The organism is Micromonospora sp. NPDC047074, assembly GCF_040643815.1.
Taxonomy (GTDB): domain Bacteria; phylum Actinomycetota; class Actinomycetes; order Mycobacteriales; family Micromonosporaceae; genus Micromonospora.
Genome location: NZ_JBEYVB010000068.1, coordinates 1 through 13,780, shown reverse-complemented (window position 1 = coordinate 13,780; position 13,780 = coordinate 1). Strand labels below are relative to the sequence as shown.

The following is a 13,780-nucleotide window of genomic DNA, read 5'->3' as shown; positions in this document are numbered from 1 at the left end:
AGCGACTTGACCTCGGTGCCGGTCAACGCCATACCCGCCTCGTAGGTGTCGAGGATCGAGTAGTCGTGCCGGGCCTTCTTGTTGGAGGCGACGACACCTCGCGCAGCCTGGTCCCGGCCAGCTGCCGGACCCGCCGGCCGGCCTCCTCGCCGGCCAGCGAGATGTGCCCGGACCAGCCCTGCCAGGGGTCGGGCCGGGACTCCACCAGCACGTACGGGTGGGTCACCGGCAGCTTCGGCCTCGGCGGCAGGTCGGCGACCGCGTCGAGGCGGACCGCGCCGGGGTCGAAGCCGAGCACCCCGGAGGTCTCGTACGCGCCCCCGTGCCCGCGCGCCGGCAGCGGCCCGTACAGCTCCCCGGTCTCGGCCGGGGTGACCAGCTGGAACCAGTTGACCAGCAGCAGGCTCGCCGTGCGCCGCCCGGAGACCCACTCCATGGCGGCCCGCACGGTGGACATGTTGGCGTCGTGTCCGTTGACGATCAGCAGCCGGGGGAATCCGGCCGCCACGATCCCCTCGATCACGTCGGCCAGGTAGCCGACCGCGATCTCCGGCCGGATCGCCACGGTCCCGGGCCACGGCCGGGTCTGTCCGGGGCAGGCGGCGTACGCCACGGCGGGGAAGAGCACCCCGCGCGGGCCCGCCGCCGCGCCGCGCCCGCCGGCCGGGGTCGCGGTGCCGTCCGGGGTGCCGCCGCCGGACGGCACCGCCCCGTCGCCGCCGAGCGCGCTCTCGGCGGCGAAGCCCTCGGCGAGGATCAGGTCGGTGCCCAGCGGCAGGTGCGGGCCGTGCCACTCGACCGCGCCGACCGGCAGGACCGCGAAGTCCGCCGCCCCGGCGACCGCCGCCAGCTCCCCGCCCGGGATCCGGGCGGCGGGCACCAGGCCGCCGCCCGCCGGCCAGGCCGCGCTCACGCCGTCCACTTCGCCGCCTCCCGGCTCGACCGCCGGCCGCCCTCGAGCCGGCCGGACACCACCATCACCACGAAGATCAGGACCACCTGGAGCATGCCGTACGCGGCGGCGGTGCCGATCTCGAACGAGTACATCCGGTTGTTGATCTCCACCGAGATCGGCGCGGTGTCGGAGGTGTAGATGAGCACCGAGGCGACGAACTCGCCGACGCCGTGCACGAAGGCCAGCAGCGCGCCGGCCACCACGCCGGGCAGCATCAGCCGCAGCGTGACCGTGCCGAACGCCCGCCACCAGGACGCGCCCAGGTTGCGCGCGGCCTCCTCCAGCGACGGGTCGAGCTGCGCCAGGGCGGCCGAGCTGGACCGGAACACCAGCGGCAGGAACCGCACGAAGTACGCCAGCGGCATGATCCAGAAGGTGCCGATCAGCACCTGGCCGAAGCTGAACGCGTTGCCTGTGCTGAACGCCGAGATCAGGTTGATCGCCACCACCGTGCCGGGCAGCGCCCAGGCCAGCATGACCGCCACGTCCAGCAGGCCCCGGCCGCGGAAGTCCAGCCGCCGCACCGCGTACGCGATGAGCACACCGACGACGACGCAGGCGACTGTCGCGATGAGGCTCATCTGCAACGAGTTGAGGATCGGCTGGAACGCCTCCGGGTCGGAGAAGATCGTGACGAAGTTCTGCATCGTGTAGGCGGCCGGTACGACCTCGGTGGTCCAGGAGCCGTCCTGGGAGAACGCCACCAGGGCGATGGTCCCCACCGGGGCGAGCAGCACGGCGGTGGCCAGCACCGACGCGACCAGGGCCAGCCACCGGCCGAGCGGGTTGGTGATCTCCCGCCGGTGCGCGGCGACGCCCTTGGACTGGGAGCGGTAGCTGCGCCGCCCCTCGTACCAGCGCATGCCGAGCAGGAACAGCACCGAGACCACGCCGAGCACCGAGGCGTACGTGGAGGCCATCGGCAGGTCGCCGTTGGTGCGGTTGATGTAGATCTGCATGGTCATCGTCTGGTCCACGCCGAACAGCAGCGGGGCGGTGTACGACGCCAGCGAGGTCATGAAGACCAGCAGCGAGGCGGAGACCAGCGCCGGGGTGAGCATCGGCAGCAGCACGGTGCGCCACACCCGGACCCGGCCGGCGCCCAGGTTGTAGGCCGCCTCCTCCACCGACGGGTCCATCCCGCCGAGCGCGGCGGAGGCGGACAGGTAGAAGTACGGGTACATGGTGAAGGTGTGCACGACCAGCACCCCGGCGATGCCGCTGAACGGCAGCACCGGGTTGTCGGTGCCGAAGAGCTGCTGGAGCCCGCGCGGCAGGATGCCGGTCTCGCTGTAGAGCAGCTGGAACGAGATGGCGCCGATCAGCGGCGGCAGGGCGGCCGGCACGAGGATGATCGCCTCGATCAGCCGGCGGCCGGGGAAGGCGAAGCGCTTGAGCAGGAAGGCCATCGCCACGCCGACGATGCCGCAGAGCAGCACGCTGGCGGCGGAGATGAGCAGCGAGGTGAGCAGGGACGACCGGGCGACCCCGTCGCCGGTGAGGAAGCTGCCGTAGTTCTCCACCCCGTCCACGCCGACGCTCTCGGCGAAGGTGGCGAACATCGGCTGTACGACGTACCCGAAGAGGATCAGCGCCAGCGGGAAGACCAGGACGTACGGGAACCAGCGGGAGCCGGTGCCGCCGGCGAACCGGTCGGCGAACCGGCGGCGCGGGCCGCCCGGCGGTGCCGGCTCCCCGGTGACCGGGGCGACGGTCGCCGGGCTGGGGGTGGCGGGAATGGTGCTCACGGCCGCACCACCCACATCCGCTCCCGGTTCAGCCGCAGCCCGACCTGGTCGCCGGGGGCGATCCCGGCCGGCACGTCGATCGCGGCGACCTGCACCGGCTCGCCGGCCAGGTCGACCACGAGGTTGGTGGCCATGCCGGTGAACTCCACCTCGGTGACCCGGCCGGGCAGCGCGCCCGCGTCGGTGGCCGAGGTGAGCCCGATGTGCTCGGGGCGGACGGAGACCAGCGCGGTGTCCCCCTGGCGCAGGCCGTGCCCCGTCGGGGCGGGCACGACGATCTCGCCGCCGGCGGGCAGCCCCACGGTGACGGTCTGCTCGGCGGCGGTGGTCACCGGCAGGCTGAGCACGTTGCTGCGGCCGATGAAGCGGGCCACGAAGCTGGTCGCCGGGCGGTGGTAGATCTCCTGCGGGGCGCCGATCTGCTGCACCCGGCCGGACTCCATGACCGCGATCCGGTCCGACATGGCCATCGCCTCGGCCTGGTCGTGGGTGACGTAGATGGAGGTGGTGCCGGCCTCGCGCTGGATGCGGCGGATCTCGACCCGGGTCTCCTCGCGCAGCTTGGCGTCGAGGTTGGACAGCGGCTCGTCGAGCAGCAGGGTGCGGGGCCGGATGACCAGGGCCCGGGCCAGGGCGACGCGCTGCTGCTGGCCGCCGGAGAGCTCGTCGATGCGCCGGTCGCCGTAGCCGGCGAGGTGCACCTGGCCGAGCGCCTCCTCGACCCGCCGCCGCGACTCGACCCGGCCGACCTTGCGGATCTTCAGCCCGTACGCCACGTTCTGCGCGACGCTCATGTGCGGGAAGAGCGCGTAGTTCTGGAACACCATGCCGGTGTCGCGCTTGTTCGGCGGCCGCCGGGTGACGTCCTCGGTGCCGAACCGGATCCGGCCGGAGGTGGGAAAGTAGAACCCCGCCACCATGCGCAGGGTGGTGGTCTTGCCGCAGCCGCTCGGGCCGAGCAGCGTGAAGAACTCCCCGGCGGCGATGGTGATGTCGACGTCGTCCACGGCCGCGGTGTCGCCGCCGCGCGCGAAGCGCTTGCTCACCGACTCCAGCGTGACATCGATCATGAGGTCCTCTCCTTCGTGCGGTACCGGACCTGGTCGGTCGTCAGGTGGGGGGTGCCGGGGGCGGGACGGGCCCGCCCCCGGGCGCCCGGGCGGTCAGCCCTTGTTCTTGATCTGGCTGTTCCAGTGGTTGATCCACTCGGTCTCGTTCTTGCCGATCACGTCCCAGTTGACGTCCAGCGGCTTGAGGTTGAGCTGGGCCAGCCACTCCGGCTTCTCGGCGATGTCCACGGCCGGGATCTGGAAGTAGTCCTTGGCCAGGTCGGCGCGGAGCTTGTCGTCGAAGAGGAACTCGGCGAACTTCTGCGCGCCCTCGCTGTTCTTGCCGCCCTTGACCGTGGCCAGGCCGTCGACCAGCACCGGGGCGCCGGAGGCCGGCATGACGTAACCGAACGGCATGTTCGACTGGTTGGCCTGGAGCAGGACGTCCTGGAGGTTCCAGGCGCTCAGCGTGCCCTGCTGGCGGGAGAGCTTGAGGTAGAGGTCGGTCGGGTTGGCGGCGTACGCGCCGGTGTTGGCGTCGAGCTTCTTGAGCCAGTCGTAGCCGGGCTGCGGGTTGCTGCCGTCCGGGGACTGCCGGACGATCATCGCGGCGTAGATCGACCGCATGGTGCCGGACGCGGCCACGTCCCGGATGATGATCTTGTCTTTCCACTCCGGCTTCAGCAGGTCGTCCCAGTCCTTCGGGGCCTGCTCCGGGGTGAGCGCCTTGTTGTTGTACATGATGACCTCGGGCAGCAGGATCTCGCCGAACCAGCGGCCCTCGGGGTCCTTGTACTTCGGGTCCATCTTGCTGGCGAACGCCGGCTGCCACGAGGTCAGCAGGTCCTCGGCGGCGCCGGCGGAGAGCCCCTGCTGGGTGCCGCCCCACCAGACGTCGGCCTGCGGGTTGGCCTTCTCGGCCCGGACCCGCTCCAGGATCTCCTGGGCGCCCAGGTTGAGGATCTCGACCTTGCCCTTGTACTCGGGGTACTTGGCGGTGAACTGGTCCACGACGTAGTCGGAGACCTTCTTGTCGCGGGCCGTGTAGATGGTCAGCTTCTCGGCGGTCGCGCCGCCGGCCGCGTCGTCGCCACCACCACCGCCGCCACAGGCGGTGCCGGCGGCCAGCACGGTGGCCAGCGCACCGGCGAGGAGAAGTCGACGTCTCATGGGTACCTCCGAGGGGTGTTGGGGCGAACTGCGGTGTCCGTGGTGCGAGGTCAGGGAGTGGGCAGCAGGGTGGGCAGGCCGGCGGCGGCCGCCGAGAGGGCGTAGCTGACCGCCCCGTGCAGCACCGCCCGGTCGCCGAGCACGGCCCGGCGGACCTCGGTGGCGCTCGGCGCGGCGAGGGCGACCAGCGCCTGGAGCCGGTCGACGGCGGCGTCGTCGAGCTGGGCGGCGGCGCCGCTGAGCAGCACCCGCCCCGGATCGACGACGCAGACGCAGGAGACGATCAGCCGCGCCCAGGCCGCGAGCACGTCGCCCAGGTACGCGGCGGCCCGCTCGTCGATGGCGGCCAGCGCCACCAGGTCGGCCACCGGCGAGTCCGGCCGGCGGCCGGGGGCCAGCGCCACCATCCGCTCGGCGATGGCGTTCTCCGACCAGCGGGCCTCGAACGGGCCGATCCCGTCGTGGCCCCGGTCGGCCGGGTCCAGCGGCAGGAAGCCCACCTCGCCTGCGGCCCCGCCGGCACCCCGGCGGACCTGCCCGTCGAGGACCAGGCCGGCGCCGATGCCGTCGGCCACGTGCAGCAGCAGCAGGTCGGCGACGTCACTGCCCGCGCCGACGGCGTGCTCGCCGGCCGCCATCAGGTTCACGTCGTTGTCCACGACCACCGGCACCCCGAGCCGCTGTTGCACCGACTCCCCCACCGGCCGCCCCTCGACGAGGCCGACCGAGGGGGCCAGGCGGACGGCGCCGCCGGTGGAGATGCCGGGCGCGGCGATGGCCACCCCGCGCAGCGCCGGCAGCCCGTCGCCGGCCAGCTCGGGCACCGAGCGGCAGATGGTGTCGACGATGTCGCCGGTGAGCCGGACCGCGCGGTGGGCGATCACGGCGCCGTCGCTGTCGGCGATCTCGCAGCTGATCCGGGCCGGTTCCAGGGAGACCGCGGCGACCAGCTCGGCGCGGGGGTTGAACTCCAGCATCGCCCGCGGCCGGCCGGTGCGGGAGGTCCCGGGGCCGCGCTCGATGAGGTATCCCTCGGCGATCAGCTCGCGCACGAGCGGGGTGAGCGTGGCGGGGCTCAGCCCGGTGAGCTCGGTCAGCTCGGCGCGGGAGAGCAGCCGCACCTGGCGGGCGGTGGAGATCACGGACAGCCGCTTGATCTCCTTCGACCGCTCCCGGCTCACCGGGCTCGTTGGTGGCGTCACCACGTCAGTCACACTTCCTTCCTACGGCGAACGAACTATCGCGTCAAGGGATGTAACCGTCTCGTTACCTTGCGGACCCCTTCGTGAGCAGCGGAAACACCCGATCCCCGCACCCCCGAGGGGCGACGGGCGGGTTGGCCTCGCGGGCGGTAGAGCGCCGCTAGACGCCGAGTTAGTTTCTTTCGCAAAAGAAGAAAGACCTTGCAAAGCATTGACGGGCCGTCGCGCCGGTCCCTAGCGTCACCGGGCGAAGGCCTTCCAGTGTGTACGGACACCCGTGCCGCTGCGCACCCCCGGTGACGGGGCGCCCCGTCCTCACCGGCGCCCCCGCACCGCCCTCTCACCGTCCAACCGCGACCCCACGTCGACGCCCCCGCGTCCGACGTCGCCGGTCGCTGCGCGGACCTCGCGTCAAGCGAAAGGATCTGCATGCGTCTCAAGGCGTTCCTGCTCCCCACGGCGCTCGCCCTGGCCCTGTCCGGGACACCCGCCACCGCCCTCGCCGCCCCCACCGACGCCCGACCGGCCGACACCGTCGACCTGGACGTCCTCTTCGTCAGCGCCCACCCCGACGACGAGGCCGGCAGCCTCGCCACCCTCGGCCAGTGGAAGGAGAAGCATGGCGCCAAGGCCGGCGTCGTGACCATCACCCGCGGCGAGGGCGGCGGCAACGCCGTCGGCCTGGAGGAGGGCCCGCCGCTGGGCATCATCCGGGAGCGCGAGGAGCGCACCGCGATCGCCCGCGCCGGGGTGGAGAACCTGTACAACCTCGACCGCGTCGACTTCTGGTACACCGCGTCCGCGCCCCTGTCCGAGCAGATCTGGGGACACGGCGACACCCTCGCCCAGATCGTCCGGGTGATCCGGCAGACCCGGCCCGAGATCGTCATGACGATGAACCCGTCGCCCACGCCCGGCAACCACGGCAACCACCAGCAGGCCGCCCGGTTCGCCGCCGAGGCGTTCCACGCCGCCGCCGATCCGTCGGCCTTCCCCGAGCAGATCGCCAAGGAGGGGCTCACGCCGTTCCGGGCCGCGAAGTTCCTGCGTACCGGCGGGACCGGCAGCTCGTCGACCGGGTCGCAGTGCGCGTCCAGCTTCGTGCCGACCGTCCCGACCGACCAGGTCTTCGGCGTCTGGGAGGGCACGCCCAGCGCCAGCGGCAGGACCTGGGCCGAGGTGGAGGTGGACGCCCGCCGCGACTACGTCACCCAGGGCTGGGCCGGCACCGCCGCCGCCCCCACCGACCCCACGAAGATCCGCTGCGACTTCTACACCCTGGTCGACAGCCGCGTCCCGTACGACCCGGCGGACACCTCTCCCGAGGCGATCCTGCGCGGCTCGGTGCTGCCCCCGGCGGCCGGCGCGCTGCCCCGGGGCACCGAGCTCTACCTGACCGCCGACCGGTTCGACCTCGCACCCGGGCAGACCGTCGAGGTCACCGCCCACGTGCGGGCGCCCCGCGACCGGGCACTCACCGCGCCGCGGGTCTCGCTGCGGCTGCCGCAAGGCTGGACCGCCACCGGGGCCGGCGCGCTGCGCGGCGCCGTACCGGCCGGCAAGGAGCGCACCGTCACCTTCACCGTGACCGTCCCCGCCGGAGCCGACACCAACGAGCAGCACCTCCTCGGCGCGTCGGTGAGCACCGGCCAGGGCACCGGCCGCACCGACCGCGCCGTCCGGGTGGTCGCCGACGTGCGCGGCACCCTGGAACCGCTGCCCGAGGTGGGGCTGTTCCGCAGCTGGGCCGGCGACAGCGGCTACCCGCAGCTCGACACCCTGATCAAGCCGGTGCTCACCGTCGGCTCCGGCAAGAGCCGGACGGTCCGAGTGGACCTGCGCAACCACGGCGAGACCGCCCAGAGCGGCACGGTCGCCCTCGGCCTGCCGGCCGGCTTCACCGCCGACGCGGCGACGAAGAGCTACGCCGACCTGGCCCCGGGCGCGACCGGGGCGGTCACCTTCACCGTCACCAGCGACGCCAGCCTGCCGACCGCCAACGAGGGCGGCGACGGCGGCGACTACGGGATCACCATCACCACCACCAGCGCCGCCGGCAGCACCGTCGAGACCGGCGCGCTGGAGATCGTACCCACCAGCGAGGTGCCGCACGCCGGGCACGACCACGCCGTCGACGGGGTCGCCTCCCCCGGCGAGTACCCCGGCGAGGAACTGGACCTGTCCCGGATCTGGGAGGGGCAGGCAACCACCCCGCAGGACGCCTCGGCCACCGGCCGGATCGCCTGGACCGAGGACGCGCTGCTCGTCTTCGTGCAGGTCACCGACGACGTGCTCGGCAGGAAGGTGGTGCCGCAGGACTGCAAGCGGCAGCGCCGCACCGACAGCGTGGAGATCATCGTCGACCCGAAGGGCAACTCGACGGACACCTCCACCGTGTTCAAGGCGGGCATCTTCCCGGTCACCGACGACCCCGCGGGCGGCGACCCGCCGTGCTGGCAGCGCGACGCCGACAACCGGCAGGGGCCGGGCGCCACGACGGCCCCGGGCATGACGGTGGCCAGCAAGGTCACCGCGCCGTACGCCGGCTACACCATCGAGGCGCGTATCCCGTTCGCGGTGCTGCCCGACGCGGTCGACCCGGCCCGGATGGGCTTCAACGTGCTGGTCTACGACTCGGACACCCAGGACCTCAGCTCCCAGTCGCGGCTGGGCTGGTCCACGTTCACCGGCGTCCGGGCCGACCCGTACCGGTACGGGCTGGTGACCCTGCCCGGTCTCACCCCGGCCGCGCGCCAGCCCAGCGCTCCGGTCTTCCCGGACACCGCCGCCCGTAGCGTGCACAGCCCGCAGACCATCGCGCAGTCGGCGGTGGACGGCGTGGCGCCGGCCGCCGTGGCCCGGCTGCCCGAGCGGGCGCTGAAGCTGACCGGCCAGCGGCAGGTCGCCGGGGGCGTGGCGGTGACCGTCCGGGCCGACCGTGCCGGCACGGTCTACCTGCACGCCTGGGACGGTGACCGGTCGCTCGGCGAGCGGTCGGTGCAGGTGTCCCCCGGCCGCCCGACGACCGTCCTGGTTCCGGTCACCGGTGGCACGCCCACCTCGGTCCTGGCCGCCTTCGAGGCCGGCGGGGCCGCGCTCGCCCGCCAGGTTCCGCTGAGCTGAGCCGAAGAAGCGGTGCCCCGCCATCCCGATCGGCTGGCGGGGCACCGCTGCGGCAAGGGGCTGACCGGCCCCAACAATCGCCCGGACAGCCCCTAGCCCGGTCCGTTTCCATTGACCGTGGCCACGGTGCGCTGGCAGCATCCGGCGCATCATGATCAAGGTAAGCGGTGAGTCGTCGCAGCCCGTTCCCGCCCGGTCACCCGTCGAGTCCACCGGGACCGGTACGCACCATGCGGACCTCGTCCACGAGGCCGTCGCCCGGCACCCGGCCGACGCGCTGGCACTGGGCACGGACGACGCCCTGGTCACCTACGGGGAGCTGCGCGCCCGGAGCAACCGGCTGGCCCACCACCTCCGGGCCGCCGGGGTACGCCGGGGTGACCTGGTCGCCGTCCTGCTGCCGCGCGGCGTCGACGGCATCGTCAGCGTCCTGGCCGCGCTCACCGCCGGTGCGGCGTACCTGCCCATCGACGCCGGCTATCCGCCGCAGCGCGTCCGGCACATGCTCACCGACTCCCGGGCGCGGGTGCTCGTCACCGCCCGGGCGCTGCTCCGGGACGATCTGGTGCTGCCCGGCACCGCGGCCGTCCTGCTCGACGACGAGCACGACACGCTCGCCGGGTACCCCGACCAGCCGCCCGCCGTGTCGATCGGGCCAGGCGACCTCGCCTACGTGATCTACACGTCCGGCTCCACCGGCCTTCCCAAGGGGACCATGGTGGAACACGGCTCGCTGCGCGGGCTGGCCCGGTGGCGGGCCGACGCGGAGCGGCTCGGCCCCGCCGACCGCTGCCTGCACCTGTTCTCTCCCGGCTTCGACGCCTCGGTGTGGGACATCTGGGCGCCGCTGGTGGCCGGCGCCAGCCTCTGGCTGCCCGACGACGAGATCCGGGTGGATCCCGACCGGCTGATGGGCTGGCTCGCCACGCACGCGATCACCACGGCGACGATGCCCACCCCGCTCGCCGAGGCGGTGCTGACCCATCCGGCCACGCCCGACCGGGCTCTGCGCATCCTCGGCGCGGGAGGCCAGCAACTGCTGGCCCGCCCCCGCCCCGAGCACACCTTCACCACCGTCAACCTGTACGGACCCACCGAGGCCACCGTGCTGGCCATGGCCGGGGAGGTGACGGTCGAGGGCGACGGGCCGCCCCCGCTCGGGCATCCGGCCGCGGGCGCCACCATCCGGCTACTCACCGACGACCTGTATCCGGTGCCCGCCGGCAGCCTCGGCGAGGTGTTCATCGGTGGGCCGGGCGTGGCCCGCGGCTACCACGACCGTCCCGCGCTGACCGCCGAGCGCTTCCCACCCGACCCGTACGGACCGCCGGGCAGCCGCCTCTACCGCACCGGTGACCTGGCACGTCAGCTCCCGGACGGCACCTACCACTTCGCCGGCCGGGTCGACGACCAGGTGAAGCTGCACGGTCACCGGATCGAGCTGGGTGAGATCGAGGCCGTGCTGCTGCGGCACCCGGGTGTGCGGGCCGCCGCCGTGCGACTGCACCAGGCCGGCGCGGCCGGGCCCCGGCTCGTCGGCTACGTCGTGCCCGAGGCCGGCCCGGACGACGCGACGCTGGCCGAGCACGCGGCCCGGTACCTGCCGGCGAGCATGGTGCCCGCCGCCTGGGTGCGTCTCGCCGGCCTGCCGCTGACGCCACACGGCAAGGTGGACCGGGCCGCGCTGCCCGAACCGGTGGAGGAAGCCGGCGAGCCGCCCCGTGACGACCTGGAGCGGCAGGTGGCGGAGGTGTGGGCCGACGTGCTCGGGCAGTCGCCGGCCCGGGACGACAACTTCTTCTCCCTGGGCGGGCACTCGCTGCGGGCCACGATGGTGGCGGTCCGGCTACGCGACCGGTTCGGGCTGCCGCTGTCCGCGGCGATGGTGTTCGAGGCGCAGACCGTGGCCGCCATGGCGGAGCGACTGCGGGCCGAGATCCCGTCGGGCGCGGCCCCGGATACGCAGGCCGCACCGGCTCCGGATCCTGTGCCGGTGCTCGACGACGCTTCGCTGCCGGGTCGGGTGCTGTCGTTCGCGCAACAACGACTCTGGTTCCTGCACACCCTGGACCCGAACTCCACCGCCTACAACAGCCAAACCGCCTGGCACATCGACGGCGAGATCAACCTCGACCACCTCGAGGGCGCCATCACCGAAATCACCCGCCGCCACGAAGTCCTACGCACCACCTTCACCGAACACGACGGCATCCCCCACCAAGTCATCCACCCCACCCCCCACCACCACACCACCCGCCACGACCTCACCCACATCGACCCCCGACACCACGACCACCACATCCACACCATCCTGCGCAGCGAACTCGACAAACCCTTCGACCTCACCGCAGGTCCACTCCTACGCGCCCACACGATCCGACTCACCAACACCAGCCACGTGCTCTGCCTCACCTGGCACCACATCGTCCTGGACGGCTGGTCCGTCGGCCTCCTCCACAACGAACTCGATCGCCTCTACACCGACCTCATCCACCAGCGACCCCCGTCGCTGCCACCGCTGAAGACCCAGTACGCCGACATCGCCCAACGCCAACGCCACCGCTGGGAAACCACCGACGCGCAGGACCACCTCGAGCAACTTGCCGCACGGCTCCGCGACGCCCCACCCGTCTGCCACCCACCCACCGACCGGCCGCGTCCCGACGCCACACCCGGCCCCACCGCCGTCCACCGCACCGAACTCCCCACCCACGCCCTCAGCACCCTGCACACCCTCGCCACCCACACCGGTTCCACCCCCTTCGGCATCCTCCTCGCCGCATTCCAACTACTCATCCACCGCTACACCACACAGAATCCCGTCGTCATCGGCACACCGCTGACGGGCCGCACCGATGCCGACGCCGAAAAACTCATCGGCTTCTTCGTCAACACCCTCCCCCTCGCCGTCGACATCCACCCCCACCACACCTTCCGCCAATTCCTCCACCACTCCCGCACCGTCCTCATGCACGCCGTCACCCACCAGGACATCCCCTTCGACAAACTCGTCGAACACACCCAACCCACCCGCGACCGACACACCCCACCCCTCATCCAAACCGTCTTCACGACGCTGGAAGGCACCGATCCGCTGCCGCTGCACACGGCCACGATGCGGCCGCTGCCGCTCGGCGAGGGGGTCGCGAAGTTCGACCTGACCGTCCAGGTGCAGGTGAAACCGGACCTGGTCGGGGTGTTTTTCGACTACGCCTGTGACCTGTACGAGCCCGGAACGATCGCAGAGCTGGCCGACAGCTACCGCGCCCTGGTCACCGCCGTCCTCGCCGACCCCGACCGGCCCCTGTCCAGGATGGACGCGGTCACCGACACCCAGCGGGAGCGGCTCGCCAGGCTGGTCGACCGCCCGGTTGAGGTCCCGGCCGGCGACCTGGGATGTGTGCCGCGCCTGGTGGCGGACGCGGCGGCACGGCATCCGGACGTGACGGCGGTCGTCGACGGGGCGGGTGCGCTGACCTACCGGCAGCTCGACGAGTGGTCCAACCACCTCGCCCACGAACTCCTACGACACGGCGCCCGACCCGACCACCCCATCGCCGTCAGCCTCCCACCCGGCACCCCCGCCATCACCGCCATGCTCGCCGTCCTCAAAACCGGCGCCGCCTACCTCCCCATCGACCCCACCGCACCCACCACCCGCCGACACCACCTCATCACCGCCTCCGCCGTCACCATCGTCATCACCGACGACACCGACACACCCCCCGGCGTCACCACCCTCGCCCCGGGCACGGGATCGCCCGGGGCCACGCTCCCGCCGCCCTCGGTCGGCATCCACCCGGATCAGGTGGCGTACGTGATCCACACCTCCGGGTCCACCGGCACCCCCAAGGGCGTGATGGTCCCCCACCGGGCGCTGACCAACCTGGTCCACTGGCATCTGGCCACCCATCCCAGCGGGCCCGGCGAGCGCCACGGGCAGATCGCCAGCCTCGGCTTCGACGCCGCCGTCTGGGAGATCTGGCCCGCCCTCGTCAGCGGCGCCACCCTGCACATCGCCGACCCCGCCGACCGACTCGACCCCGGCGCGCTGCACGACTGGATCCACCGGGAGGGCATCACGACGGCGTTCATGCCGACCCCGGTCGCCGAGGCCGTCCTCCGGCTGCCCACGCCGCCCGAGGGCCGCCTGCACACGCTGTTCACCGGTGGGGACGCCCTCACCACCCGGCCGGCCGAGCGCGCGCCGTACACCCTGTTCAACATCTACGGGCCCACGGAGACCACGGTCGCCGTCACGGTCGGGCCCGTGAGCCCCGACGGGGTCCACCGCCCCGACCTCGGTGTCCCCATCGCCGGCGCCCGCATCTATCTCCTCGACCCGGAACTCCGGCTCGTCCCGCCCGGGGCGCCCGGCGAGGTCTGCGTCGCCGGTGACGTGGTCAGTCGCGGCTACCTGAACAAGCCTGGGCAGACGGCCGAGCGGTTCCTGCCCGACCCCCACGGACCACCCGGCAGCCGCCTCTACCGCACCGGCGACCTCTGCCGCCTCCGCACCAACGGCACCCTCGA

Annotated in this window: 7 protein-coding genes and 1 pseudogene; 2 read left to right on the top strand and 6 right to left on the bottom strand. The window is 72.9% G+C overall.

All coding sequences use genetic code 11. The features are described from left to right. The 6 genes and pseudogenes from ABZ809_RS33970 to ABZ809_RS33945 all read right to left on the bottom strand — a co-directional run. On the bottom strand, positions 1–176 hold a 176-nt coding region (locus ABZ809_RS33970; protein ID WP_357566755.1), incomplete at its 3' end, for an SsrA-binding protein. Further along, a pseudogene (locus tag ABZ809_RS33965) lies at positions 161–880 on the bottom strand (creatininase family protein); the annotation flags it as partial. The pseudogene ABZ809_RS33965 and the gene ABZ809_RS33970, both read right to left, overlap by 16 nt. Before the next feature lie 29 nt (positions 881–909). Beyond that, positions 910–2,703: an iron ABC transporter permease gene (locus ABZ809_RS33960; RefSeq protein ID WP_357566754.1), complete on the bottom strand. Its 1,794-nt coding sequence runs from the start codon at positions 2,701–2,703 to the stop codon at positions 910–912. Then, positions 2,700–3,773: an ABC transporter ATP-binding protein gene (locus ABZ809_RS33955; protein WP_357566753.1), complete on the bottom strand. Its 1,074-nt coding sequence runs from the start codon at positions 3,771–3,773 to the stop codon at positions 2,700–2,702. The genes ABZ809_RS33960 and ABZ809_RS33955 overlap by 4 nt, the downstream gene beginning before the upstream one ends. Positions 3,774–3,866: 93 nt before the next feature. Next, a complete protein-coding gene (locus ABZ809_RS33950; protein WP_357566752.1) occupies positions 3,867–4,922 on the bottom strand; it encodes an extracellular solute-binding protein in 1,056 nt (351 codons plus the stop codon). Between the two features lie 50 nt (positions 4,923–4,972). Then, positions 4,973–6,136: an ROK family protein gene (locus ABZ809_RS33945; RefSeq protein WP_357566751.1), complete on the bottom strand. Its 1,164-nt coding sequence runs from the start codon at positions 6,134–6,136 to the stop codon at positions 4,973–4,975. Between the two features lie 417 nt (positions 6,137–6,553). Between ABZ809_RS33945 and ABZ809_RS33940 the strand changes: the two genes are divergently transcribed. After that, positions 6,554–9,247: a sugar-binding protein gene (locus ABZ809_RS33940; protein ID WP_357566750.1), complete on the top strand. Its 2,694-nt coding sequence runs from the start codon at positions 6,554–6,556 to the stop codon at positions 9,245–9,247. Positions 9,248–9,398: 151 nt separating this feature from the next. Next, on the top strand, positions 9,399–13,780 hold a 4,382-nt coding region (locus ABZ809_RS33935), incomplete at its 3' end, for an amino acid adenylation domain-containing protein (RefSeq protein WP_357566749.1).